At 37.1% G+C, this 23,859-nt stretch carries 22 protein-coding genes; 7 read left to right on the top strand and 15 right to left on the bottom strand.

Features of this window, described 5'->3' with window-relative positions:
* The first annotated feature begins 60 nt into the window (after nt 1–60).
* Complete coding sequence (locus tag BMW64_RS19990) at nt 61–396, top strand: hypothetical protein (RefSeq protein ID WP_143052745.1); 336 nt, start codon at nt 61–63, stop codon at nt 394–396.
* Between the two features lie 63 nt (nt 397–459).
* Complete coding sequence (locus tag BMW64_RS19985; RefSeq protein ID WP_090002417.1) at nt 460–1,662, top strand: C1 family peptidase; 1,203 nt, start codon at nt 460–462, stop codon at nt 1,660–1,662.
* 474 nt (nt 1,663–2,136) lie between these two features.
* On the opposite strand, the gene BMW64_RS19980 is transcribed toward BMW64_RS19985, so the two are convergent.
* The gene (locus BMW64_RS19980; RefSeq protein WP_090002414.1) at nt 2,137–3,198 is read right to left on the bottom strand and encodes an NADH:flavin oxidoreductase; all 1,062 of its coding nucleotides are present in this window, start codon (nt 3,196–3,198) and stop codon (nt 2,137–2,139) included.
* 315 nt (nt 3,199–3,513) lie between these two features.
* Here BMW64_RS19980 and BMW64_RS19975 point away from each other — a divergent pair, with 315 nt between their 5' ends.
* Nucleotides 3,514–3,903, top strand: coding sequence for a winged helix-turn-helix transcriptional regulator (locus BMW64_RS19975; RefSeq protein WP_090002412.1), 390 nt, complete (start codon nt 3,514–3,516; stop codon nt 3,901–3,903).
* A gap of 57 nt (nt 3,904–3,960) precedes the next feature.
* Here the strand turns inward: BMW64_RS19975 and BMW64_RS19970 are convergent, their stop codons facing one another.
* Nucleotides 3,961–6,393: an alpha-ketoacid dehydrogenase subunit alpha/beta gene (locus BMW64_RS19970; RefSeq protein ID WP_090002410.1), complete on the bottom strand. Its 2,433-nt coding sequence runs from the start codon at nt 6,391–6,393 to the stop codon at nt 3,961–3,963.
* 137 nt (nt 6,394–6,530) lie between these two features.
* Here BMW64_RS19970 and BMW64_RS19965 point away from each other — a divergent pair, with 137 nt between their 5' ends.
* Nucleotides 6,531–6,824, top strand: a complete 294-nt coding sequence (locus BMW64_RS19965) for a hypothetical protein (protein WP_090002408.1) — start codon at nt 6,531–6,533, stop codon at nt 6,822–6,824.
* Nucleotide 6,825: 1 nt separating this feature from the next.
* On the opposite strand, the gene BMW64_RS19960 is transcribed toward BMW64_RS19965, so the two are convergent.
* The 5 genes from BMW64_RS19960 to queA all read right to left on the bottom strand — a co-directional run bounded on the left by BMW64_RS19960 (nt 6,826) and on the right by queA (nt 12,379).
* Complete coding sequence (locus tag BMW64_RS19960; protein ID WP_090002406.1) at nt 6,826–7,803, bottom strand: polyprenyl synthetase family protein; 978 nt, start codon at nt 7,801–7,803, stop codon at nt 6,826–6,828.
* A 189-nt stretch (nt 7,804–7,992) separates the two neighbouring features.
* Nucleotides 7,993–8,871 (bottom strand): SdiA-regulated/phytase-like domain-containing protein, encoded by an 879-nt coding sequence (locus BMW64_RS19955; protein ID WP_090002404.1) that lies wholly within the window; start codon nt 8,869–8,871, stop codon nt 7,993–7,995.
* A 309-nt stretch (nt 8,872–9,180) separates the two neighbouring features.
* Nucleotides 9,181–10,119 carry a sterol desaturase family protein gene (locus BMW64_RS19950; RefSeq protein ID WP_090002402.1) on the bottom strand — a complete coding sequence of 313 codons (939 nt, stop codon included), beginning with the start codon at nt 10,117–10,119 and terminating at the stop codon, nt 9,181–9,183.
* 74 nt (nt 10,120–10,193) lie between these two features.
* Nucleotides 10,194–11,228, bottom strand: coding sequence for a dual-specificity RNA methyltransferase RlmN (gene rlmN / locus BMW64_RS19945; RefSeq protein WP_090002400.1), 1,035 nt, complete (start codon nt 11,226–11,228; stop codon nt 10,194–10,196).
* Nucleotides 11,229–11,329: 101 nt separating this feature from the next.
* Complete coding sequence (gene queA, locus BMW64_RS19940) at nt 11,330–12,379, bottom strand: tRNA preQ1(34) S-adenosylmethionine ribosyltransferase-isomerase QueA (RefSeq protein ID WP_066439669.1); 1,050 nt, start codon at nt 12,377–12,379, stop codon at nt 11,330–11,332.
* Between the two features lie 173 nt (nt 12,380–12,552).
* Here queA and BMW64_RS19935 point away from each other — a divergent pair, with 173 nt between their 5' ends.
* Entirely contained in the window at nt 12,553–13,245 is a 693-nt protein-coding gene (locus BMW64_RS19935; protein ID WP_090002398.1) for an AIM24 family protein, read from the top strand.
* Between the two features lie 52 nt (nt 13,246–13,297).
* Here BMW64_RS19935 and BMW64_RS19930 read toward each other — a convergent pair whose 3' ends face one another.
* The 7 genes from BMW64_RS19930 to BMW64_RS20530 form a co-directional block, all read right to left on the bottom strand.
* Nucleotides 13,298–13,789, bottom strand: coding sequence for a DNA-deoxyinosine glycosylase (locus tag BMW64_RS19930; protein WP_090002439.1), 492 nt, complete (start codon nt 13,787–13,789; stop codon nt 13,298–13,300).
* An 83-nt stretch (nt 13,790–13,872) separates the two neighbouring features.
* A complete protein-coding gene (locus tag BMW64_RS19925; RefSeq protein WP_090002396.1) occupies nt 13,873–15,867 on the bottom strand; it encodes a S9 family peptidase in 1,995 nt (664 codons plus the stop codon).
* Between the two features lie 148 nt (nt 15,868–16,015).
* Nucleotides 16,016–16,360 carry a phage holin family protein gene (locus tag BMW64_RS19920; RefSeq protein ID WP_090002394.1) on the bottom strand — a complete coding sequence of 115 codons (345 nt, stop codon included), beginning with the start codon at nt 16,358–16,360 and terminating at the stop codon, nt 16,016–16,018.
* A 70-nt stretch (nt 16,361–16,430) separates the two neighbouring features.
* Nucleotides 16,431–16,853, bottom strand: a complete 423-nt coding sequence (locus tag BMW64_RS19915) for a PaaI family thioesterase (RefSeq protein ID WP_090002392.1) — start codon at nt 16,851–16,853, stop codon at nt 16,431–16,433.
* A gap of 52 nt (nt 16,854–16,905) precedes the next feature.
* Nucleotides 16,906–17,685, bottom strand: a complete 780-nt coding sequence (locus tag BMW64_RS19910) for an alpha/beta fold hydrolase (RefSeq protein ID WP_090002390.1) — start codon at nt 17,683–17,685, stop codon at nt 16,906–16,908.
* Between the two features lie 147 nt (nt 17,686–17,832).
* On the bottom strand, nt 17,833–19,950 hold the full coding sequence (locus tag BMW64_RS19905) for a type IA DNA topoisomerase (protein WP_090002388.1): 2,118 nt from the start codon (nt 19,948–19,950) through the stop codon (nt 17,833–17,835).
* A 179-nt stretch (nt 19,951–20,129) separates the two neighbouring features.
* On the bottom strand, nt 20,130–20,378 hold the full coding sequence (locus BMW64_RS20530) for a hypothetical protein (RefSeq protein ID WP_143052744.1): 249 nt from the start codon (nt 20,376–20,378) through the stop codon (nt 20,130–20,132).
* A 489-nt stretch (nt 20,379–20,867) separates the two neighbouring features.
* Here BMW64_RS20530 and BMW64_RS19895 point away from each other — a divergent pair, with 489 nt between their 5' ends.
* Nucleotides 20,868–21,152, top strand: coding sequence for a hypothetical protein (locus BMW64_RS19895; protein WP_090002384.1), 285 nt, complete (start codon nt 20,868–20,870; stop codon nt 21,150–21,152).
* A gap of 56 nt (nt 21,153–21,208) precedes the next feature.
* The gene (locus tag BMW64_RS19890; protein ID WP_090002382.1) at nt 21,209–22,072 is read left to right on the top strand and encodes a GLPGLI family protein; all 864 of its coding nucleotides are present in this window, start codon (nt 21,209–21,211) and stop codon (nt 22,070–22,072) included.
* A gap of 55 nt (nt 22,073–22,127) precedes the next feature.
* Here BMW64_RS19890 and BMW64_RS19885 read toward each other — a convergent pair whose 3' ends face one another.
* On the bottom strand, nt 22,128–23,003 hold the full coding sequence (locus BMW64_RS19885) for a pirin family protein (protein WP_090002380.1): 876 nt from the start codon (nt 23,001–23,003) through the stop codon (nt 22,128–22,130).
* Between the last annotated feature and the right edge of the window lie 856 nt (nt 23,004–23,859).

Raw genomic sequence — 23,859 nt, 5'->3', positions numbered from 1 at the left:
AAACTTTGCGTTAATCCCATAATTATTAAATAAGTTTAATTGAAGGTAACAGATTTATTGATGAAATCTCCAAAATATCATTTACATTTTAAAAACAACAATGCTTTGTCTGAAATATTTATGGCTTTGTCTGAAATATATAAAGCACCGGACAGAATATATATGACACAGGACAAAGTGTATAAGCCTTCCGTCGAACTATATAAGGCATCCTCCAAACTATATGAAGCACCGGACAAAATAAATATGACATGTTCCAAAATAGATAAGGCTTTGTCCAAAGTATATGAAGCTTTGTCCGGAATGTATAAGGCACCGGACGAAATAGATGAAGCATTGGCTATGAAATTTTATCAATCTATCTACCTTTTCATAAAAAATCATAAACAGATTTAACCTTTTTGTTTGTAACAAATCTTTACTATACACGACTATTCGTGTAAATAATCTTTTACAGTAATGAAAAATACCAGATTTGTATCATTACTTTTTGTTTTGTCTGCAGGAAGTATGATGTTTGCTCAGGATGACTTAATCAACAAGTTAAAAAACAATCAATCTCAAAATGCTAATTTCCAGTTCACTACACTGAAGGATGTAGGCGTAACATCGGTGAAAAACCAGGGCTCTTCAGGAACATGCTGGAGCTATTCAGGGAATTCATTCCTGGAATCTGAAATGCAGAGAATGGGTAAAAAACCTGTTGATCTTGCAGAGATCTTTACCGCAAGGAATTCTTATCACGACAAAGCAAAATTATATGTTTTAAACAACGGGGCCATCAGCTGGGGCGATGGTGGAGAATTGCACGATGTCATCAATATGTACAAAAAATACGGAGCCGTTCCTCAGGATGTTTACACCGGTTTAAAGCAAGGACAAACCTTGAATAATTTCTCTGAAATGCAGGGCAAACTGAAGCCTGTTTTAGACAGTCTTGTTCAGGCAGGATCTAAAGGAAAACTAACTGATAACTGGATGTCTTCCGTAGATGCTATTCTCGATCAGTATTTAGGAAAAGTTCCTGCTAACTTTACCTATGAAGGAAAATCTTACACTCCTAAAACGTTTGCTAAAGAAGTGGTAGGAATCAATCCCGAAGACTATGTGGAAATTTCTTCTTACAAAGATTATCCATATTACCAGAAGTTCGTAGTGCCGATCCCTGACAACTGGAGTCATGATTCCGACTGGAATGTTCCGATGAAAGATTTAACAGCAATTATCGATAATGCTGTGAATAAAGGATATTCTGTGGGCTGGGCAACTGATGTTTCGGAGCCTTATTTCTCTTACAAAAACGGGGTAGCTTACGTACCTGATATGGATCTCGATCAAATCAACAAAGACAACAAAGCAACACTCTTCACAGAGCCTAAAAAAGATAAAACCATCACTGAAGATATGCGTCAGCAGGCTTTGAATAACCTGTCAACAACCGATGACCACGGAATGCACATCGTAGGACTGGCAAAGGATCAGAGCGGAAAAGAATATTACATGGTGAAAAACTCATGGGGTGTAACGAATGATTTTGAAGGATACATCTACGTGACAAGACCTTACGTAGAATATAAATCTACTGCAATTCTCGTTCACAAAGATGCTCTTCCTAAGAGTATCAAAAAAGAGCTGAAGCCAACAAAAAGTATCGGACTGTAACAATTGATCATTCTTGTCATGCACATGGCAATTTTAGATAATTAAATCTTGTAAAAACCGTTTTCAAAATTTTGAAGACGGTTTTATTTTTAGCTTAAACCGGATAAGTATCAATCTGTCTAAAACAGATAAACCGGCACTAAAATAAGTGACGTACAGTCAACACCCCGTTGACCGCCCGATAAAGAGCATGTTGACCGTAGCATCAACGGTGTATTGACCGCCCGAGTGATGGCGTATTGACAACATATCTTTAATGCTACGTTTTATGATATTACTTGAATAAAAAATTGACCGTAAAAATAACTCCGGCTCAGAACTTTGTTCTGAGCCGGAGCTGTTAAAAAATTTAAATAGGTAATCAAGATATAAGTAAAATAATCAACAGTGACATCTTCTTCGCAGTGAATAGTTGATTGTCAATTCTGGAATAAAATTGACGGCGAAGCAGATTCACACTATCGACCCTTAACTTTAGTATAATACACTCAAGCTTTCTGCTGAAAAGTCGAGAAGTGCTTCGGTATTTTGTTCTTTTATTTTTTTAGCCCATTCAGGATCCTGCAGCAACGCACGACCTACTGCTACCAGGTCAAAATCTCCTCTTTCAAGCCTTTTTGTTAGCTCGTTCAGATCTTCTTTTTCCGTTCCCTGTCCTGAAAAAGTTCCCATTATATCTCCTTTAAGACCGACTGATCCTACCGTAATCGTTGGCTGACCGGTAATTTTCTTTGCCCAGCCTGCGAAGTTCAGATCAGAACCCTCAAATTCCGGCTCCCAGAATCTTCGTTGGGAACAATGGAAAATATCTACTCCCGCTTCTTTTAACGGTAACAGCCATTCTTCCATTTCTTCAGGAGTATTCGCCAATTTTGTTGAATAATCCTGCTGTTTCCATTGGGACAGACGGATGATAATAGTAAAATCTTCCCCCACGGCAGCTCTGATTGCTTTAACAACATCTACAGCAAACCGGCTTCTTTCTTTAATGGTTTTTCCACCGTATTCATCTGTTCTGGTATTGGTCACTTCCCAGAAAAACTGATCAATCAGATATCCATGCGCCCCATGAATTTCAAGCACATCGAAACCAAGATCCTTAGCCGATTTCGCAGAAGCTGCAAACTGGGCGATCGTATCCTGAATATCTTCCAAAGTCATCGTTGAAGCTTTTTCCATATCCTCCAAAGGATAATCCGGCGTGCTTCTCGTATCACCTACATGCCAAATCTGAGGCCCCATTTTTCCTCCATTTTCATGTACGGCGTCAATCACATTTTTCCATCCGTTTAAGGCTTCCGTTCCGTAAAAATCAGGGATGTTCTGCATATTTTTTGAAGCCGGCCTGTTGATCACCGTTCCTTCAGAAATGATTAATCCAACTTCAGCATCTGCTCTTCTCGCATAATAATCTGCAATCTGCTGCGTAGGAACTCCGTTATCTGATTGTGCCCTTGTCATCGGGGCCATTACGATTCTATTTTTTAATGTTAAATTCTTGTATTGAAAAGGTTTAAATAATGATTCTGTGCTCATTTCTTAATTTGCATTTTATAATTGTTACACAAAGTAACTAATAATAGTTCGCATTTGTATCTTTCGAAGAAAAAAAGTGGTAACTTTGCGGTAACTGATGATGGTAACGTGGAGGTAACGGTAATGTTAAGGTTGAGGTTGAGACTAAGGTTAAGAGAATTCAATAGTTTCAGCTTGAATGTTGATAATGGAAATCAAAACTCTGTGCATTCTTATAAGTAGAACGGCTTTGTGAGCCTTAAAAACAGAACATATTTAAAAAATCTTTGTGACCTTTGTGTTCAAAAAAGACCAACAAAATTTAAAATAAACTTTATGAAAAAAAATGAATTAATGCAATACAGCTGTCCGTTAGGTAAAGCAATGTCTGCCCTGGGAAGCAAATGGAAACCGATCATTGTTTTGGTTATTAAAGACCGGAAATTGCGTTTTGGGGAACTTGCGGCGCGTATTAATGTGATTTCCAGAAAAGTTTTAACTGACCAGCTTCGGGAAATGGAAGCCGATGGATTGGTCATTCGTGAAGAGTTTAAAGAAATTCCTCCAAGAGTTGAGTATTCACTCACAGAGAAAGGATTGGCATTGCTCCCGATTTTGTACCAGCTTGAAGAATGGGAAATGAGATATCATGTGTACGATCCGGAAAAAGTTAAGGATTGCAAGACTTTTTTGGAAAATAAGAACAATAAGAAGGTTGCTATCTGATAACAAAAAAACCGCTCTCAAAGAAAGCGGTTTCAAAAATTTATCTAAAAGTTCCGGTTAAAATATCGCAGGATATTTCTGAGGATTTGTTTCATTAAACAGGGCGTATATTTTCTCTACCATATCGTCTGCAGAAGGCTTACTGAAGTAATCTCCATCACTGGCGTACGCCGGTCTGTGATCATTGGCAGAAATTGTCAACGGATCAGAATCTAAGAATCTGAATGCTTTCTGTTTTTCTAAAATCTGCTGTAGAATAAATGCTGAGGTTCCTCCTTCCACATCTTCGTCAATAACCACCAATCGGTTTGTTTTCTTTACAGATTCAGCAATTTCATGGGTTAAATCAAAAGGAATCAATGACTGAACGTCAATTACTTCTGCAGAGATTCCCAGTTTTTCCAGCTCTTCTGCTGCTTCCATGACAATTCTCCAGGTAGAGCCGTAAGTTACCAAAGTAACATCTTTTCCTTCTTTTGTCACCTCTATTTTTCCGACAGGAACCGTGAATTCACCTAAGTTATCCGGTTGTTTTTCTTTTAATCTATAGCCATTCAAACATTCAACGATTACAGCAGGGTCATCACTCTGGAGCATCGTATTGTAGAATCCGGCCGCTTTTGTAAGGTTTCTAGGAACCAATACCAAGATCCCTTTGGAAAGATTAAGAATTCCCGCCATCGGAGAACCGGAATGCCATACGCCTTCCAGTCTGTGACCTCTTGTTCTGATGATTACAGGCGCTTTCTGACCTCCTTTTGTTCTGTATTGAACCGTTGCCAGATCATCGCTCATCCCCTGCAAACAGTATAAAATATAATCTAAATACTGAATTTCAGCGATGGGTCTTAAACCTCTCATCGCCATCCCAATACCTTGTCCTAAAATCGTAGCTTCACGGATCCCGGTATCGGCAACACGAACTTCACCGTATTTTTCCTGCATTCCTTCAAGTCCCTGGTTTACGTCACCGATATTTCCGGCATCTTCACCAAATACTAAGGTTTCGGGATATTTTTCAAAAATCTTATCGAAATTATTTCGTACCACTACCCTTCCGTCAACATCTTCAGAATTTTCAGAATAGATAGGTTTTACTTCTTTTACGTTTTCAGCTTTCCACTGAGATTGGGAATAAAGATGAGAAGAATAATTGTCTTTTTCAACCTCAAAAATCTCATTGTACTTCTGCATCAGCTGGTTTCTTTCTATAGAATTTGTACCTCTTGTTGCCAGTAAAGATCTTCTCACCAAATGGAAAACATCTTTTTTAGCCTTGGAAACCAATTTATTAAACTGGCTGATATATTTTTCAATTTCTGCATTCTGATCTTTAAGGTTTTCAACTAAAGGTAAAACAGCGTGAACTAAATCCGTGATGGTTCTCTGATAATTTTCCCAGGCAGTTTTCTGGCCGGCCTTTACTTTTCTTTTAGCTTCTTCATCTATTGCGTCAAGTTCTTCAGCAGTTGCCAGAACTTCTTCGTTACCGTCAATTTCAATGGAATAATTTAAAATCCATTCTTTAAATTTAACTAAACCGTCGAATTGAGATTCCCAGGCCAGACGATCTTCATTTTTATATCTTTCATGAGATCCAGAAGTCGAATGCCCCTGAGGCTGTGTAACTTCAACGACATGAACTACCACCGGAATGCTTTCTACTCTCGCAAACTGCTCTGCTCTGGCATAAGCATCCAGTAATGAAGGATAATCCCAAGCTTTTACCTGAATAATTTCACATCCCTGGAATTCACCTTCTTTTCTCTGGAATCCGCTCAGCATTTCTGCGATATCGGCTTTAGCTCTTTGCTTCATGGTAGGAACAGAAATTCCATACCCATCATCCCAGATTGAAACGATCATCGGAACCTGAAGCGCACAAGCTGCATTCAACGTTTCCCAGAAGTGACCTTCTGCAGTAGAAGCATCTCCAATCGTCCCGAAAGCGATCTCGTTACCATCTTTTGAGAATTTTTCTGAACCTTCAAATTTTACTGATTTATATATTTTAGAAGCCTGCGCCAATCCTAATAATCTTGGCATTTGTCCGGCTGTCGGGGAAATATCAGAAGAAATATTTTTCTGCGCCGTTAAATCTTTCCAGCTTCCGTCTTCATTTAAACTTCTTGTGGCGAAGTGGCCATTCATCTGTCTTCCCGCAGAAGCAGGCTCTCTTTCAACACTTGTATCCGCATACAGCTGAGCAAAGAAACTTTCAACAGTTAATGCATTGACAGCCATTGCAAAGGTCTGATCCCTGTAATATCCCGAACGGAAGTCTCCATTTTTGAAAACTTTCGCCATTGCAAGCTGAGGAAGTTCCTTACCATCCCCAAAAATACCAAATTTAGCTTTTCCTGTAAGAACTTCTCTTCTGCCTAAATAAGACATTTCACGAGAAATCCTTCCTAACTTATAATCTTCAAGTATCTGATTTTTAAAGTCTTGAAAGGAAATTTGCTGTGTTTCAATATAGGTTGTCTGCATAGCCCGATAAAAAATTTTATAATTCTTGAAGTATTTTGCTAATATACACTTTTTAAATTAATTTTAATTTTTAATAATCTTTTTTAAAAATTTGATAATAAAAAAAATTGTATTTATATTGAAAAAAAATTGTAAAAATGGAAAAGAAGTCCACTCATATTCTGAATGCTTCCAGCAATTTATTAGGGTTTTCACTGATCATTATCACTTCCCTAAAGATCACTAAGATCAGTCACAGCACCCATTTGGACGAATTTGCAGGAGTTGCCTGCCTGTTTTTCGCCTTCAGCTGCTTCTTTTCTTTTCTGGCTATAAGATCCCAACGAGAAAAGCAGGGGTTCCGGTTTGAAACTATTGCGGATTATTTATTTTTAATCGCTTTATTTTGTATAGTTTTAGCTGTAATTATCGTAACGATGGAAATAATTTAATTTAAAATTTTCGCTCAATTACATAATCCAGCATGATATGTAAAGATTTTCTGGCTTCAGAATCAGGAAATTCGTTGAGAATGTCTTTGGCTTTTTGCTGAAAATCTTTCATGACAGAAATAGCATAATCCAACCCTCCGGAACTTTTAACAAAACTGATCAGCTCTTTCACACGTTTCTGATCATTATTGTAACGCTTGATTGTATTGAAGTAATATTTTTTGTTCTTTTCGTCAGCATTTCTCAATGTGAAAATCAGTGGCAGCGTCATTTTCTGTTCTTTGATATCAATTCCTACCGGTTTTCCGATTACATTTGAGGTCAGGTAGTCGAAAAGATCGTCTTTAATCTGAAAAGCCATTCCGGTATAGGTTCCGAAATCCATCATTTTTTTTGCCAGATCTGCATCAGCGTTGTTCGACAATACGCCAATCTCGCAACATGCAGCAATTAAAGTAGCTGTTTTCTGACGAATAATTTCGTAGTATACTTCTTCCGTAATATCCAACTTTCTGGCTTTTTCAAGCTGTAAAAGCTCACCTTCAGACATTTCACGGATCGTTCTGGAAATTACACCCAATAGATCATAGTCTTTGTGGTCTGTTGAAAGTAAAACCGATTTCGACAAAAGATAATCTCCTACCAGAACCGCAATTTTATTTTTCCACAGGGCATTGATTGAAAAAAAGTTGCGTCGTTTAAAGCTTTCATCCACTACATCGTCGTGAACCAGCGTAGCGGTATGGATAAGCTCGATCATGGAAGCACCTCGGTAGGTTTTTTCGTTAACATCTCCTACAAGCTTTGCACAAAGAAAAACGAACATGGGGCGCATCTGTTTCCCTTTTGTAGTAACGATAAAACGCGTGACTTTATCTAATAAAGGTACTTTACTCTGCATGGATTCATAAAACTTCTGCTCGAAAAGTTTCATTTCCTCATTGATCGGTCGCTTGATTTCTTCTACAGTGTTCGCCACAATCTCTGGATGATGGATAAATTATTAATTCCAACAAAGATAATTTTTTTCAGTCAATTTTAAGGTAATTTAATACGAATATCAATTTTTTAGTTTTAATGCAAAGTCACAGAGAATTATATAATTATTTGAATATTTTTACGTCCGCAAAGGCGCTTAGTTCAGCAAATGATACAAATGTTTAAATTATTAATCCTTGAGCTTGTCATTTGGAATAAAATAAAGACTCTGCTTTGATCCGCCTATTGGTGAATGAAACTTCTCACCGGAAATATACATTCCACTATCATCTACAGCAATTCCTTCAATCTGGCCAATGGATAAAGCGCTTCCTAAATAATATCTTTTGGGAGCCTCGTTGAAAAAGACTCCTGGAGCAGTTTCACTAAAGATGTTTAAAAAAACTTCTGTTTTCTTTGTATACCCGATGAGGTAGAGTTTTTTATTGAAATAAGAAGCATCGGTAACCACAAAATTCGTTTTGAAAGATTCTGTTTTCTGGGCTTGCTGCTTATCCGGATGGTTAGGATCAATAATATAATGTGTTGTCGATTTTGAACTCCATTCCTTGGTAAAAAGGTGGATTTTCCCATTCAGATAGATCATCGCTTCGGCATCAAAATCAGTAAAAGTATTCCTGGAAACAAAATCTTTCTGCTCAGGATATTCAAAGGAAATCAAGCTCATTGAAGCATGTTCAGATAAATTATTATTAAAGGGTATTTTATAGATTTCCAGATCTTTTCTTGTTCCGCTGTTATTACCGAAATCGCCAATATAAAAATACTGTCCGTCATTGGTTAAAGCTTCCCAATCTTTATTTTTACCATTGATTTTTATTGTACTTACAATTGCTCCTGTTGTTTTATCCAGTTCAAAAAGTTCGGGTGAATTCCCGCTGTCATTGAATGTGTAAAGTTTTCCGTTCATTAAGCTTAAACCCGAGGTTTCCTTAATTCTTTCGTCCAGATAACTTATTCTGTATTTCCTGATTTTAAAAATAGCGGACTGCTGAGCAGGAGAAGGAGCGGAGATTGTAATAATAAAAGCCAGAAATATTTTTTTCATTTTGTAAAAATATTATAAATGACCTTAATTTTTATGTTAATTCAAGTTTATGTCATAAAGAATCTTTTTTTACGCAACGAGCGCAAAGCTTTATTGTAAATGATTGCGTTTATTTTTCGTTCGCAAAGGCGTTAACACTCAGCAAATGATAGCAAAACCTAATATTGAATTATAATTTGTATTTAATAAGCGACTTTCACTCAATAAAGGTTTGAAGGATTGATATACATAAGCCAATAAAAAGACTGACAAAATCCGACTGAATTGAGTATATAGATTTCATTGAAAATTAATTAATATTATAAAAAATTAGGCCGATTTCTTTTCAATCTGTTCTTTTTTCCTATTTTTCTTCGCCCAATAATCTTTTTGATATTGTCTTACTGTTTTTCCGGTTCCGTCGTGTCGCCATCCGGGAGAATTAAAAATATAATTAATTCTGTCTGAGAATTTTAATCCCGGTTGTTTAATGTCTTTCCAGATCTTTCGCCATTCATATAAAAGAACGGTATCAGGCTTGTTGTCAGGCATTTTAGGGTAAATACCATATTTTACCGGTACATTTGGATCTTCTTTTTCAAAGGTTCCGAACATTTTATCCCAGATAATCAGGCACATTCCCATATTTCTATCCAGATATTTGATATTGCAGGCATGATGAACACGATGATGAGAAGGTGTAACCAGTATATATTCCAAAACACCCATACTTTTCACTGTCTGGGTATGAACCCATGTTCCATAGACCTGTCCGATCGCATAAACAACCATAATATGCCATGGATTAAATCCTAAAAAAGCTAACGGAGAAAAATACAAATATCTGTAAAGAGGTTGCAGAACAGGACTTCTGAAACCTGTTGTCAGGTTGAAATATTCGGAGTTATGATGCGTAATATGAACTGCCCAGAATGCTCTGGAATGATGATCGACGTAGTGAAGAACATAATAAGCAAAATCTGTTACCACAAAACAGATCAGCCAATACCAAACCGTGTAGTCCCATGAGAAAAGCCTGTGATTGAAAAAGAAAAACATGACCCCCATGGCAAAAGCTTTCATTACAACGTCTAACCCGAAGTTGAGCACCGCGAGATAAATACTTGTAGCAACATCTTTACCGTTGTACAGTTTTGCTTCTGCGACATGACTATAGATCATCTCTGCAAGAATAATTGTAGCATGAACCGGAATTGACCAGGCATAAACGTTTTCAAGGCCGTCTTTGCCTACAAAATAATCCATCATTGTTACCTGATTTTGTACAAAGTTAGGATTTTAAGAAAACGTTAAGAATTTTTTTTGATTTTTTTAATGAAATTTTAATCCGCTGTTTTATTGGCAAGTTGGCCGCACGCGGCATCAATGTCTCCCCCACGACTTTTTCTTACGACACAGACAATCCCTGCATTTTCAAGCTGACGAATATAATCTTCTTCTGCCTGTTTGTTGCACTGGTCATATTTGCCGTCACCAATAGGATTGTATTGAATTAAGTTAACTTTAGAAGGAACCTGCTTACAGTATTTGATTAATGCTTTGATATCTTCATCGCCGTCGTTGATTCCTTTCCAGACACAATATTCAAACGTGATCACTGAGCCTGTTTTCTGATACCAATATTGAAGTGCTTCCATAATTTCTGTCAAAGGAAACTTATCTGAGAAAGGCATAATCTCATTGCGTTTTGACTCAATTGCAGAGTGAAGTGACAGAGCAAGTTTTACCCTCAAATCATCATCAGCAAGCATTTTGATCATTTTGGGAATTCCTGATGTAGAAACGGTAATTCTTCTCGGAGACATCCCTAAACCTTCCGGCTGGGTAATTTTCCTGATGGCCTCTACCACGTTTTTGTAGTTCATCATCGGCTCGCCCATTCCCATAAACACAATATTGGAAAGCGGCCTGTTGAAATACATTTTACTCTGGCTGTCGATCAACGCAACCTGATCTACGATTTCGGCAACTTCAAGGTTTCTCATTCTTTTGAGTCTTGCCGTTGCGCAGAATTCACAGTTTAAAGAACATCCAACCTGTGAAGAAACGCAGGCTGTCGTTCTGGTTTCTGTCGGAATTAAAACGGATTCCACGAGCAACCCGTCGTGCAGTTTTACGCCATTTTTAATAGTCCCGTCCGTACTTTTCTGAAGAAGATCGACAGAAACGGGATTGATCGTATATTCCTCGGAAATTCTTTCGCGAAGACTTTTCGAAAGATTTGTCATTTCATCAATCGAATGGAGGTTTTTACTCCACAGCCAATCGTACACCTGTTTCGCACGGAAAGGCTTTTCTCCCAAAGAAACAAAGTAATCTTTGAGCTGGTCGAGTGATAAAGTTCTGATGTCTTTCAAAATATGATTATAGATTTTAAATTATAAATTTTAGATTAAATTCATATACAAAAGTTGAAAATAATCTAAAATTTATAATCTATAATTTAAAATTAATCCAATTACAAAATTAGCATTGCATCCCCGTAAGAGTAGAATTTATACTTCTCTTTTACGGCTTCTTCGTAAGCGTGCATTATAAAATCTCTTCCTGCAAATGCTGCAATCATCATAATTAATGTTGATTTCGGCGTGTGGAAGTTTGTGATCATACAATTCGCAACCCCGAATTCGTGTGGAGGATAAATGAATTTATTTGTCCATCCGTGGAATGCAGAGATTTTCTTGTTTGAAGATACCGAAGTTTCTAATGTTCTCATCGTTGTTGTACCTACAGCACAAACTCTTTTATGAGCATCTACAGCATTGTTGATGATCTGAGCATTTTTTTCATCGATGAAAATCTCTTCAGATTCCATTTTATGCTTGGAAAGATCTTCCACCTCAATCGGGTTGAAAGTACCTAAACCAACGTGAAGCGTCACTTCAGCAAAATCAATTCCTTTGATTTCCAGTCTTTTCATCAAATGTTTTGAAAAGTGAAGACCGGCAGTAGGTGCAGCAACGGCTCCTTCCACTTTCGCATAGATGGTCTGATATCTTTCAGCATCTTCAGGTTCAACATCTCTTTTGATGTATTTCGGAAGCGGAGTTTCTCCCAGTTCCTTCAATTTAGCTCTGAATTCTTCGTACGAACCATCGAATAAGAATCTTAATGTTCTTCCTCTTGATGTCGTGTTATCAATAACTTCGGCAACCAAAGATTCGTCCTCAGTGAAGAATAGTTTATTTCCGATTCTGATTTTTCTCGCAGGATCTACCAAAACGTCCCAAACGCGAGTTTCTTTATCAAGCTCTCTTAATAAGAAAACTTCAATTTTAGCGCCTGTTTTTTCTTTATTTCCATAAAGACGTGCCGGGAAAACCTTGGTATTATTGAAGATAAAAAGATCCCCTTCATCAAAATAATCAACAACATCCTTAAACAGTTTGTGCTCGATGGTTTCAGTTTTTCTGTCTAAAACCATTAGTCTCGCTTCGTCTCTGTGTTCGGATGGATGTTCTGCCAATAATTCTGCAGGAAGATCAAAATTAAAATCTGATGTTTTCATTTTTTAAATTACGGTTTAAAAATTATCAAATTACAAGGTGTAATTTTCGGACTGCAAATATACGACATTAGATACCCCTTTGTCAAGTATTATTTGCAATCAAGCAAAAAACCGTGATTTCAAGGTGAATATTAAACATGAAAATTGTATTTTACGATTAAAATTTTACACCTATGAGCAAATATTCACTAGAATCTTTCGTCAACGAGACAAAAGAAAAACCTGAACAGAGGGATTATTTTGAACTTGAAAAACCAGCACTTTTAGAAATTAATCTTAATAATCAATCCGTATGGACGAAGACAGGAAGTATGGTCGGTTACGTGGGAAATATTAATTTTGAAAGACAGGGAATGCTTTCCGGAGGTTTGGGAAATCTGCTAAAGAAAGCGATCAGCGGTGAAGGAGCAAGGCTTATGAAAGCTGAAGGTACCGGAAAATTATATGTTGCCGACGAAGGTAAAAAAGTGCGTATTCTTTATTTAAACAACGAATCGGTATGTGTAAATGGGAACGATGTATTGGCTCATGAAAAAAGCATAAAAAGTGATATTACGATGTTGAAAAGTATTGCAGGAGTGATGTCTGGTGGACTTTTCCAGGTACGCTTGTCCGGGACAGGACATATCGCAATTACAACGCACGGAGAACCTTTAACTTTAATGGTTACACCCGATGCACCGGTTTTTACAGATCCTAATGCAACCGTAGCCTGGTCGGGAAATTTAACCCCGGATTTAAAAACCAACGTTTCATTTAAAAGTCTTATCGGAAGAGGTAGTGGCGAAGAATTCCAGATGAAGTTTTCAGGAAACGGATGGGTATTGATTCAGCCGTATGAGGAAGTCTACAGGATCGAAAGATAAAGCAATGAAGATTAAATAAATTTTAGCAGAGATACTTTTATTTCTGCTTTTTTTATTTTAGAAATTCCAAAATGCTTTTCCATTCGTCTAACTTTTTTTCAAAGGAAACTGTATGAAGCGGGCTTGTCGAAGGCATCTGATAAATTGGAATTCTGAAATTTTTACCTAAAATTTTCTGTAAATTTTTGAAGGATTTTCCACCATTACAAAAGATCGCCCGGATATTCGGATGATTTTCCAAAAGTTCTTCAATCTGATTGGCTTCTTCATTTTTAATTTCAGAATCTAGACTTCCCTTTCTTTCACAAGAATCAATAACGTCCCAAAGTGCAATATGGTTTCTCTTCAGCAGACCAATTCTTTCCGCATAATCTTCTGTAAATTCTTCGTGAAATAATTCAAATATAATTTTCCAGAATTTGTTTTGAGGATGGGCGTAATATTGTTGTTTTTCTAATGATTTTACGCCGGGGATGGATCCTAAAATTAGAATTTTAGAATTATTATCAATAATCGGAGGGAAAGAAGAAATTCTGTTTTGCATACTCTGAATTTTATAGATTTTGGCTAAAGCCGTTCCTGATTCTGAAAACAAAAAGCGGGCTAAAGCCCGCTCCTATTGATATTTTATAATGTTTCTTTCAGCCAGTCAAAGAATTCTCTCTGCCAAACCAAACCATTTTGTGGATGAAGTACCCAATGGTTTTCGTTCGGGAAATACACCAATTTAGATTTCAGTCCTCTCAGTTTTGCAGCCTGAAATGCTTCTTGCCCCTGCTCGTAGGGAACCCTGTAGTCGATTCCGCCCTGAACGATCATGATCGGTTTATTCCATTTATCAACAAAATTGCTTGGATTAAATTCAGTATAAGCTTTCGGAAGAGGCTTTTCCCAAGGAGAACCTAAATCCCAGTTGGCAAACCATAGCTCTTCTGTCGTCAGGTACCATGATTTCATATCAAAAAGCCCGTCGTGCGCGATAAACGTTTTAAATCGGTTTTCGTGAATTCCAGCAAGCATGAACACGCTGTATCCGCCATAACTTGCGCCGACTGCCGCTACTCTTTCCCCATCAACATAAGGTAATGTTTTCGCATAATCGGTTGCAGCAAGGTAATCCTTTATCGGTTGTCCGCCCCAGTCTCTTGATATTTCTTCATTCCATTTTGTTCCCCAGCCAGGCATTCCTCGTCTGTTTGGTGCGACAACGATGTATCCGTTGGCAGCCATTAAAGCAAAGTTCCATCTTGTGCTGAAGAATTGAGTTAAAGCAGATTGCGGTCCGCCCTGACAATATACCAAAGTCGGATATTTTTTATTCGGATCGAAATTGGGCGGATAATGAAACCAGACCCCCATTTCTTTACCATCGGTGGTCTTCACCATTTTAAGTTCAGATTTTCCCTGAGAAAGACTTGCGTAGGTATCTTTATTAACATCGGTCACCTGCTGCATTTCTCCGTTTTTTACATTGACAGAGAAGAGTTCTGTCGCGTGATTGATGTCTGTTCGTCCGACTAAAAGTGACTTTTTCTGATCAGCAAAAATTTCATTGACATCAAAATCACCTTTTGTGATCTGCTGAACTTTAGCATTTTTCGGATCTAACGAAAACAGCTGTTTGGTTCCTCTGAAAGCTGCCGTAAAATAGATCATTTTTGAATCTGCGCTCCAGAATACATCTCCGGAAACGCTTTCGTCCCAACCTGAAGTAAGATTTGTTGTTTTACCGGTTTTCCAGTCAAGGATTTTCACATCATTTTTATCAGCTTCATAGCCGTCTCTGGCCATACTCTGCCAGATCAGGGATTTCCCGTCCGGGCTGAATTTAGGGTTGACATCATATCCTTTATTAGATTCCGTTAAATTTTTAGTGGTTCCTGTAGCAAGATCATATGCGAAAATATCTGTATTGGTGCTTGTAGAATACTCTTTTCCGCTTTTAGGTTTTGTAACATATAAAAGCTGGGAAGAATCCGGACTCCAGATGAAGTCTTCTGCTCCACCAAAAGGTCGCTGCGGTGAATCCCACATTTTGCCTTCAAGAAGATCTTTTGCAGATTCAGCTTTATCAGAAATGTTTACAACAAAAACATGGTTGTATTTTCCTTCATTAAAATAATCCCAGTGTCTGTGATTCAGGTCTGTATACACCTGTGCGGTAGTTTTTGGGGTATCGGGATATTTATCTTTCCCCATTACTTTTTCCACCAAAACCTGTTTGCTGAAGGCTATTTTTTTACCGTCCGGAGAGATTACGATGTTATCAGCTTCACCAATGGTATAAAATTCAGTCCAGGTTTTTGCATTGTCTTTAGAAAGAAAAATTTTATCTCCTTCCTGGGCATAAATTCCGTTTTTGTCCCACTGGATCAATGCTTTTTTACCTAAGTCGACTTTAGCAGACTGATTATTAATCGTATTCAGAAAATAGTTTTCATTTTTCGTTTTCTCGGTTGTAAGATCTACCTGTCCTACCTTATAAATAAGTGAAGACTGATCGGGTGAAACGGCCTGTACTCCGACTTTTTTTAAAGTCCATAAAATTTCAGGCGTCATTACTTTTTGTGCATTCATTAAGAGCGGAGCTGCCAAAGCCAGCAGACTGTACTTAAATTTCATATTATTGATATCTTTTTTGATTATGAAATATAAAACTTCATAAATTTTGTTTAATTCAAAGGTTTCAAAGGTAAGATTTATTTATCATTTTTAAATAAAAAGAGTGAACCGCAGTCCACTCTTTATCAACCTTTGATATGTATGAGATCTAGTCTCCGTCGGAGAACATAGAATTAGCTAAAGAAGTAATTATAGAAAGAAGAATACTGAAGATCAGTGCCCACCAGAAGCCATCAACCACCATACTGTCGATGAAATAATCTGCAATAAGAATGATAATTGCATTGATCACCAGGGCAAATAATCCCAAAGTAATGATCGTTAAAGGGAGTCCGAAAAGATTAAGAATTGGTTTTACAATCAGGTTTAAAATTCCCAGAACGATAGAAAAAATAATAGCTCCTCCAAATCCTGAGAAATGTACTCCAGGTAAAATCATGGTAAGAAGATAGGCAACAATTGCTGTTATCAGCAGACGAATAATTAAGTTCATAATGTTATTTTTTTAATTCATTGATTTGTTCAAACTTGTTACATTAAATATAACAAATTTCCTGTAAAGTTTACTTTATTTTCATCATCGTTACCAATGAAGTTGCCACGTGACTTTCAGATTCACCGTTTTCTTCTTTGGTATAAATTTCTGTACGGATGACACTTATTTTAGCACCACCTTTTATCACATACGATTTAGATACAAGAGCATCCCCAATCGCAGGCCTTAAATAATTGACTTTCAATTCTACCGTCACAACATAGCAATCTTCTTCATAATGACTTACCGCAGCATATCCGGAAGAAACATCCACAAGGGAAGCAATCATCGCTCCATTGAACATTCCTGCCTTTCTGGTCATAAGGTCCATTTTAGGAATTTTCATGGAAATAAAGTCGGTTTCAACTGCCAAAAGTTCAGCTTTGTAGAATTTTAAAGTTTCCGAGCGGTGAAAACTATCGGTAATGAGTTGTTTTTTTTCAGGGGTCATAAAAATATTTTCGTTATCAATGAATTTCAAAAGTGAAAAGAATATGCCATCATTATTTATTGATGAATTCAATCACGTCTCTGCTGAGTTCCTCGGCTCTTTCAACAGGAACGCCATGGGATGCTCCTTTGTAAATTTTCAGTGTTGATTTTGGGATTTCACTGGCAATATATTCCGTATGAGAACGGAGGATCAGGTCATTTTCACCGGCTACTACCAGCACTTTTGCTTTGATATTGTTAAGCTGTTCTTTTGTAATTTTAGGCTCATCAATCATCAGCTGAATAAGCCTGATTTCACTTTCGGGTTTTTGCTGTGCTCTTTTTTCGGCAACATCATTCTTCATGGCCAGCACTTCATTTTCGCCTACTCCGTCCGGAAAAACATTAGCGCCGCTGGTAATCACTTTCTTTACACGATGAGGATATTTAATGGCAAATTCGATTCCGGTATTACCACCATCGCTCCATCCGAGAATATTTATTTTCTTTAAATTGAGTTCGTCGGCAAGCATTTTTACGTCATCGGCAAACTTTCTGTAGGTCAACGGTTCTTTGGAGGTATCAGTACTTTGACCTTGTCCGCGAGTATCCATGGCGATTACCATAAAATGCTTTGAGAGCTCGGGAATTTCCTTGGAAAATGCATCTATGCTTCCTCCGTTTCCGTGAAGTAAAAACAATGGTTCACCTTTACCGTAAACTTCATAGTAGATATCTGCATCTGCCAGGTGTAGGATGTTTCCTGCTGCTGGATTTTTTCCGAAATTATTGTTTTGTGCAAAGCTGATACTGTAAATAATAAGGGTAATCAGTGAAAGTACTTTTTTCATTTTGCAATATTTTAACTGAGATTAAAGGTAGGAAATTTACCCATATTAAAAGAGACTCTACACTATTGCCTCTCGCTCAGATTATCCTGATTGTGCAGATTCTTTTTGTTTTAAATTTTTAATGATTATAAATGGATCTGAGTAAATTTAAATAAGAACTACCGCAAAATTTTCATCCATAGATAAAACGCCTTCCGTTAAGCTTTCAGGATGCGAACTGAAACCCTTCAGTTTTGAGGTTTTTCCTTTAAGGACAAGATCCATCAACTGTTTATCGGAAAGCTTCTTGCCAAAAATTTCGAATGAAACTTTAAATCCGCAGTTTTTGAAATCTGAACATCCAACAGCTGTTTTTCCTTTCATCAGATGATGTTCTTTGCATTTCGGACACTTTGTATCTTCCCAGGACTGCAGTTCTTTTTTAACTGCGGGCTCCCGTTTTTTCTTTTCCTTAACTATTTTTTCTTCTTCCAGACTGATCACTTTTCCTTTTCCGTAAACTACTTTTTCCGTAAGCTCTGTTACCATCTGGATCAGTTCTTCTTTAAAATGATTGGCTTCATATTCCCCGCTTTCGATCTTGCGAAGTTTGAGTTCCCATTCACCGGTAAGCTCGGGGCTTTTCAGAAGTTCGTCTTCAATGGTGTCGATCAGCTGAATTCCGGTTTGGGTGGCGATGAGGTTTTTCCTTTTCTTTTCGATGTATTTTCTTTTGAAAAGCGTTTCAATGATATTGGCACGAGTAGACGGTCTTCCTATTCCGTTATTCTTAAGTAATTCACGAAGCTCTTCGTCTTCCACCTGTTTGCCTGCGGTTTCCATGGCACGAAGTAGTGTTGCTTCGGTGTAAGGTTTCGGTGGTGAAGTTTTTCCCTGGTGAATCATCGGATCGTGCGGACCGGTTTCTCCTACGGTAAATTCAGGAATAGTCTGTTCTTCCTCTTTATCTTTTTCTTTCTCGGTTTCATCTTTCGGCTCTTTGGCGTAAACAGTTCTCCAGCCAGGCTCAAGAATCTGCTTTCCGCTGGTTTTAAAGGGGATGGTTCCTACTTTGCCTTCAACAAGAGTATTGGAGATTTTACATTCAGGATAAAAAACAGAGATAAACCTTTTAGCAATTAAATCATAGATCAGTTTTTCTTCGCGGCTGAGATTCTGGGAAGGCGGAACTTCCGTAGGAATAATCGCGTGGTGATCCGTAACTTTCGTGTCATCAAAAACCGCTTTCGATTTGGGAATAGGTGCTTCAAGCAAAGGCGCTATCAGCTCCTGATAAAAATACATTTTCCTAAGGATGCCTTCTATTTTCGGATATAAGCTTTCTGATAAATACGTGGTATCGACACGCGGATAAGTGACGTGTTTTTTCTCGTAGAGACTCTGAATATAGTTCAGGGTGCTTTCTGCGGAATAGCCATACTTTCTGTTAGCTTCCACCTGAAGACCGGTAAGATCAAACAGTCTCGGATTTTTTTCTCTTCCTTCTTTAATTTCAAAGGAAACGATCTCAAAAATATTTTCTTTTAAATATTCCAGACCTTTTTCGGCGCGTTCCAGGGTTTTTAAACGATCAATAGCAGCATTGAAGATCACGTCTCTGTATCGGGTTTTGAGTTCCCAGTATTCTTCTACGGTAAAGGCGTCGATCTCTTTCTGACGTTGGACAAGCATGGCCAGTGTTGGGGTCTGCACTCTTCCAATAGAAAGGACGGCTTTATTTCCTCCGAACTTTTTCGTAAAAAGTCTTGTGGCATTGATTCCTAAAAGCCAGTCACCCACGGCTCTGGCATTTCCTGCTAAGTAAAGATTTTTATAGTCTTCGGCTGGTTTTAAGCTTGCAAAACCTTCTTTAATCGCTTCTTCGGTCAGTGATGAAATCCAGAGACGCTGAACAGGTTTATTGCATTTCGCTTTCTGTAATACCCATCGTTGGATCAGTTCTCCTTCCTGGCCGGCATCCCCGCAGTTGATGACCTCATCACATTCGGCGACCAGTCTTTCAATGACCTTAAACTGATTTTCAACACCTTTGTTGGGAATTAATTTAATTCCGAAGTTGTTGGGAATAATGGGCAGCAGAAACAGGTTCCAGGATTTGTACTGCGGACCGTAGTCGTGGGGCTCCTTAAGAGTGCAGAGATGCCCGAAAGTCCATGTCACACAATAGCCGTTTCCTTCCATATACCCCTGTTTGGGAGTGGTGGCACCCAACACTTTGGCGATATCTCTGGCAACACTTGGCTTTTCGGCAATACAAAGTTTCATGAATGTTCGGGGATTTTGAAGAGGGACAAAAATCGGGATTTTTTTTGGATTTTGCTAATTTGTTATCGGCGGATGGTTGATGGTTTTTGGTTGATCGTTGAGGGCGTGAGTTATAGCTTGCAAGCAATATCCTGATTTTACAATGATAGAAATAAAGTTTACATCGTTCCAAATACAAATTACATCACAAGAAAGTTATATGGAGTCGCAAAAATGTAACATGAAGTCGTAAAAATGTAATCCGAAATCGTAAGAATGTAACTTGCGGATGTAAGAATGTAACCCGAAGTCGTAAGAATGTAACCCGAAATCGTAAAAATGTAACTTGCGGATGTAAGAATGTTATCCAAAGTTGCTAAAAATATCGCTGAAGTTGCTAGAAGTATGATCGAAGTTTGGAATTTCATACTCAAAGTTGCTTGTTTCATACTTGAAGTTGAAAGAATCTATTTAAGAGTTGCCCGTTTTATTCCCAGAGTTGCTACAACTATATCCCGAGTTGCTTGCTTTGTGTCTGAAGTTGCCAAAGTTTATTTTTGATGCAATACATTATTTTCTAGAATAATTATAGACACAGGATTTCCTATTTATTTAATAAAATTATACCGTTAATTAATTACATTTATAAAATTAGCATTTCTTATAAATTATAGATTTTATTTAACTAAAAACATACATTAAACTAATTATTAACATAATATAATAATTAAAATTATTCATACTTTGTTGAAAAAAATAATTTTAGATTTGCGTACAGTTGAATGACTATATTCTTATAGGTAAATTCTTATTCTAGATTATTGCGCAATATACATAAGGTAGGAGTTAATCCGAAAACCTGCCTCCAAAAGGAAATTAGAATTTCTTCGTTGAAATATTAATAAAAAAAGTAGGAAAAACATGACAATTATTAAATTATGATGAAAAATTTAATGCTAACAATGGCAATCGTAGTAGCTGGTATGGCAAATGCTAAAATAAACCCAGCAAAAAAAGCAGAAACAACCTCCATTAAAAAGGAACTGAAGGTTTTTAAAAATTCAAAATCTCAAAAGAATTTTAAAGCATCTGTGAAACTTTTAAAGCGACAGGTGTGGATTGCTGAAACTTCTTGCGGTATGATTGCTACAACAACTCAGGACTGGACACCGGCACAAGCAAATGCTTGGCTTGAAGCACTTGAATCTAACTATTGTAAATAAGAAATTGTGCACTTATAATACAATGTTTGCATTATAAGTGCAATTTATTATAAATTATGTATTACTGTAAAAAAACACTTCAGTTATTAGCGTTCTTTTTTAGTATTTTACTTTTTTCTCAATTAAATAAAAAAGATAGTCTGCGTGGAGAGTTTATCTATGTATTAAAAGCTAAATTGAATACATTAACTCCTAATAATAAACACGAAGAATTTTTCTCATTGCAAATAAGTGATAATTATGCTTTTTTTGCGAGTCTTCAATCATTGAAAAGAGATTCTATATTTCAGGCAATTCCAATAAAAACTTTAGAAAACGGTGATCGTCTTTTAAGCTCAAAAGGAGTATCGGCACCGAAAACAAAATTTCCTTATACGATAATACAGTCCGGTGAAAGCTTACAATTTTTCCAAAGGGTTGCACTGTCACTGCTTGCTTATAAAGAGTCTATAATAAAAGATTGGGAACTTATTAATGAAACAAAAATAATTAATACAATTAATTGTAAAAAAGCTAAAGTTACTTACAAAGGAAGGAACTGGATTGCATGGTATTCAACTGAGATTCCATTTCCGTATGGTCCTTATAAATTTAGTGGTTTACCCGGGTTAATTGTAAAAATAACAGAAGATAAAGGGGATTATGATTTTGAACTTGTAAAATCAACACCAAATTCAAAATTAAAAGGAAAACTAGTTAACATATACGAAAACCGCTATACGAATGCAGTTGAAACAACTCAGTCGAAGTTTGAAGAAGCTTTAAAAAATGCAATTTATAATCCGCTCGGTGTACTTGCAAATTCTGACACCAATATCATCCAAGGGCAGGAAATCATAAGGAATAAACAAAAGGAAAGAGAAAAAAATAAGGATGGCGAAAACCCAATAGAATTGGACAATTCACAAAAGCTCCCTTAAAAAAGAGAGCTTACCAACAATAATTATGAAGCTAGTTCATGAATTTTAATTTTATTTACATCGTCATCGGCACATCCATCAAAAGAATTTCTGTATTTTCTGAGGTTGCTTTGATCTGAAGATTTTCAATATTCCAAACGCCGAAGCCGTCTCTTTCTTCTAAAGGCTGTCCTTCGATTTCGGCACTTCCTTTAATGATAAATGCATAAACACCGTTTCCTTTTTTCTTAACCTGATAACTTACTTCTGTATTGTTCTCAAAGTCTCCCAAATGAAACCATGCGTCCTGATGAATCCACACGCCTTCATCATTCGGATTAGGAGAAAGGATCTGCTGAAATTTATTTTTGCTTTTTGTTTTGTCAAGCGTGATCTGATCATATCTCGGTGTCACATTTCTTTTGTTCGGATACACCCAGATTTGAAGGAATTTTACCTGTTGATCATCATTTTTGTTGAACTCACTGTGCATAATCCCGGTTCCGGCGCTCATCACCTGGATATCTCCGCTTCGGATGACTGCGGTATTTCCCATGCTGTCTTTATGTTCGAGGTCACCTTCCAGCGGAATACTGATAATCTCCATATTGTCATGCGGATGGGTTCCGAAGCCTCTGCCCGCCTCTACTTTATCATCATTTAAAACTCTTAATACTCCAAAGTGCATTCTTTCCGGATTGTGATAATTGGCAAAGCTGAACGTATGATTGCTCACCAGCCAGCCATGGTCGGCCTTTCCTCTGGAATCTGCTTTGTGAATAACGGAATTATCTTTGATCTTTGACTCGGGATTAGGAAGATGGTTATATCCGATCGGCTCGAGGGGTTCGATTTCATCGATTTCATTTTTCATGGTATTTCCCAGGGATGCTGATGCCACGAACATTCCTGTTCCCAATAATCCTTTCTTTAAAAAATCTTTTCTGTCCATATCTGGTGTTTGTTTATTTGTTTTGATAAAGCAAATTTAGGATGATTGATGTTGGTGTACATTTAACTAGTTTAATAAATTGATTTTTCTTTTGTCTTGAAACAAAAGAAAGAAAAATTCAAGACTTGGAATCTGAATGCTAAAAATTAAAAATCATTCCTAAAATTCCCAAAACTTGCGCGAATGCACTCTTAGCTTTTCGATTCGTTATTATTCTCGCGCTTCGGACAGTGGGAATTTTTTAACGAAATAATTTTTAATTTTCTTAACGCTTCAGTTTCCTATGTCAGTTTTAGGTATGTTATTTATCTATAGATTATTTGATTGTTGAGCGCTCAGGGTTCAAATTGTTATAAAGATTGTCATTCTGAAGAATCTCAATGTTGTTTCTTAATAATTTTGTTTTGTCTTGAAATCGAAGATTATCTCCTTTTAGTCGATGAATGTTATTTCGACGTAATTAAACAAAAGTTCAAGACTTGGAAACCTGAAGGCTAAAAAATAGTTTTATTCTCTAAAAATCCCAAAACTCGTGCGAATTGGGAATTTGTTCTTCGATTCAATATTTGTATCGCGCTCAAACAGTGGGATTTTCTTAACTAAACGCTTCAGTTTCCTATGTCGGTTTTAGATAACTTATTATTGGTTTCTTCGTTTGATGACTGCTGATAAAGATAGGTCAATCACATGACGTGATTGAATAGTAGAACTTCTCGAACCACCCCGTCAAAAATTCTTCAGAATTTTCGCCACCCCTCCATGGGACTATCGTGTGGACACATCTTTAAAAGTATTGTACGCTTGCATAATATCTTTAAAGCGTTTGAGACCTATCCAGAGTGTAGTAATGCCTGGA

It is taken from the genome of Chryseobacterium taichungense (assembly GCF_900109935.1).
Taxonomy (GTDB): Bacteria; Bacteroidota; Bacteroidia; order Flavobacteriales; family Weeksellaceae; genus Chryseobacterium; species Chryseobacterium taichungense.
This window is presented reverse-complemented; position numbering and strand designations above follow the sequence as displayed.